Origin of the sequence: Planktotalea sp., assembly GCF_049680325.1 — a bacterium.
Lineage (GTDB): Bacteria > Pseudomonadota > Alphaproteobacteria > Rhodobacterales > Rhodobacteraceae > Planktotalea.
Map to the genome: position 1 here is coordinate 1 of NZ_JBAUHO010000372.1, position 2,190 is coordinate 2,190.

The 2,190-nt window shown below is 49.1% G+C and carries 2 protein-coding genes and 1 tRNA gene; all 3 read right to left on the bottom strand.

Annotated features, from left to right (window positions below):
• On the bottom strand, window positions 1–782 hold a 782-nt coding region (locus WBC85_RS16590), incomplete at its 3' end, for a hypothetical protein (protein WP_424439912.1).
• Window positions 775–1,428, bottom strand: coding sequence for a hypothetical protein (locus WBC85_RS16595; protein WP_424439916.1), 654 nt, complete (start codon window positions 1,426–1,428; stop codon window positions 775–777). The genes WBC85_RS16595 and WBC85_RS16590, both read right to left, overlap by 8 nt.
• Before the next feature lie 428 nt (window positions 1,429–1,856).
• Window positions 1,857–1,933, bottom strand: a tRNA-Ile gene (locus tag WBC85_RS16600).
• Window positions 1,934–2,190: the final 257 nt, after the last annotated feature.

The window sequence follows — 2,190 nt, forward strand, 5'->3', positions numbered from 1 at the left end:
GCATTAAATGCCTCGGTCAACTTGTCATAGTCGTCCGGGTCCGATGAACTGATATTCCCATCAGCATCCACCCCAAGACCAATTGCCTTGGCAATGAAGTTGACCTGCGTGCGCGAGACCGCCTCGACCGCGTTGAATGCCTTGCCATATTCAGCGTTTGAAAGCTGCCGTTCACCGCCGCCCTCCAGCAATGTTTCGCGGCTGATGCCGTTGATGCTGGTCACACTCTGATTGGAATAAACCGTGCCATCAATCTCGACATTTTGGCCGAGGAATATCTTCATTTCTGTGCGGTGAAGGATGCTGGCATTTGCAGGGTTATCGAAATCGGCACGCGCATTGGTGGACAGCATATAGGCCCCGCCGCTGGCCTTTTCCGCAAAGCGTGCCGAGGCAAGATCAGCCGGACTGCCAAGATCGAACTGAACAAAATTTTTGACGCCATATTTAGATGTGTCAAGACCGCGATTAAAGCGGATTTCATCCACGGCATCGATTACAGCAGGCATCCTATAGAGTTCGTCCACCAACTGGCCCGCATGGGTATCCTGAATGACGCCGACAAAGGAGCCGGTGCGCGCTGAAAGTGCCCCGGCCTGTTCCATAAAGCCGGCATAGAGCAAATATTGCTTGCCGGCGGGCAAATCGACCGACAAGGCACGGATTTCATCCTTGATGAGATCACGCAGGCCTTCGGCTGTGAGGCCCGTCTGTTCGCGATTATCCCAGGCTAACTCTATGCGGTCTTTCGCTGCTTGTGCTTCGGGTCCCGGCTCAGCCATGGCGCACCACCTTCCAATTCTTGATGGCGATTGGTTCGCTGCTTAAATTTAAAATCACGATCCGGGTAACATCCACCCAAGTGCTACCATCAAAATCGACTGCCAGATATTCGAACACGATCTTTGCAATCGGATCATCCAGCGAGGTAAAGTGGTGCTTTTCAATGGGCACATGGCGGAATTCATTTTTCTGCTCGTCAGTGCCCGGCGGAATGTGGCGATCCATGAAGCGGACATTGAAAATAATCCGGTTTATTAACACTTTTCTGCCGGTCCCCGGGCCGTACGGCATACTCTTTCTTGTCCAAACGCCATCACGGGTGATTTCTTCGCTGTATTCATAACGGAATGCGTAAATTTTACCTTCAAAGCGGAACAGCACATGTTTATAGGAAATGCCCGACCAGCCGGTGCTAAATCGGTCGATGATCTCGATTGCCGGATCGAGTGAGACAGGATGGGACGGATATTCCTTGTTGTTGAGCGGATTGATCCGCGTTCCCATCTTGAAGCGTGGCTTCTCGGGAACATGATATTCCCCCATCGGCTCCTGCCATTGCAGGCGCACCTGGCGCAATCTTTCCTCCGTGATACTGGGATGCTCGCCTTCAATTGGTGCCAGTTTTTTGTTTTTCGAATCAACCATCATTTCCCCTTCTGCATTCGTACATATGCATAGCTCGACGCACTTAACCGCGCCTGACATAGTAATCCGGTAGATTTTGAAATCCACCCCAAACGCTCCACGACACTCCCACACTCTTGCCGGACGGCACTTATTCATTATCAGAAATGTTAGATCTATTGAATTTGGCCGATGAACAAGCGGAGTTTGATGTTTCTCAGTACAGAACTGATATTTTTTCATCTGACTATGGTCTTCGAAGCTATGTCTGGGGCAGTACAGACTTTAGAATTACTAACGCGACTTTCACCATTTCAGATGGTGAGCGTTTAATTCAGAATATTACCGTTGCTGAAAATGACGCCCAAGATAATTTCGATTTTGTTGGTGGAGTTGAAGCTGGTTTAGCTAATAACATGCAGCAGCATGCCTATAGATGGAAGACTGAGTGGTGGGCCCGGAGGGACTCGAACCCCCGACCAGACCGTTATGAGCGGTCGGCTCTAACCAACTGAGCTACAGGCCCACAGCTCAAAGATGCGCTGACAAACTTTGAGAACCGAAGTCCAAATAGACTGTTTGCACCCTACAGGCAAGAGGCCAAAATCGATGAAAACTGAACAAAGCTAACGCCTGATACAAAGACATCCCTTAAGACGAAAACTATTAAGTTTCGAAAACATTCTGTCAAATTTTCATCACTTCAGACACTTTGTTTTGCCCTATTTCGCACCTAAGAAATCACGCATTGCAAAGTTTCATTCCGTCGAAAAGGATATTTCA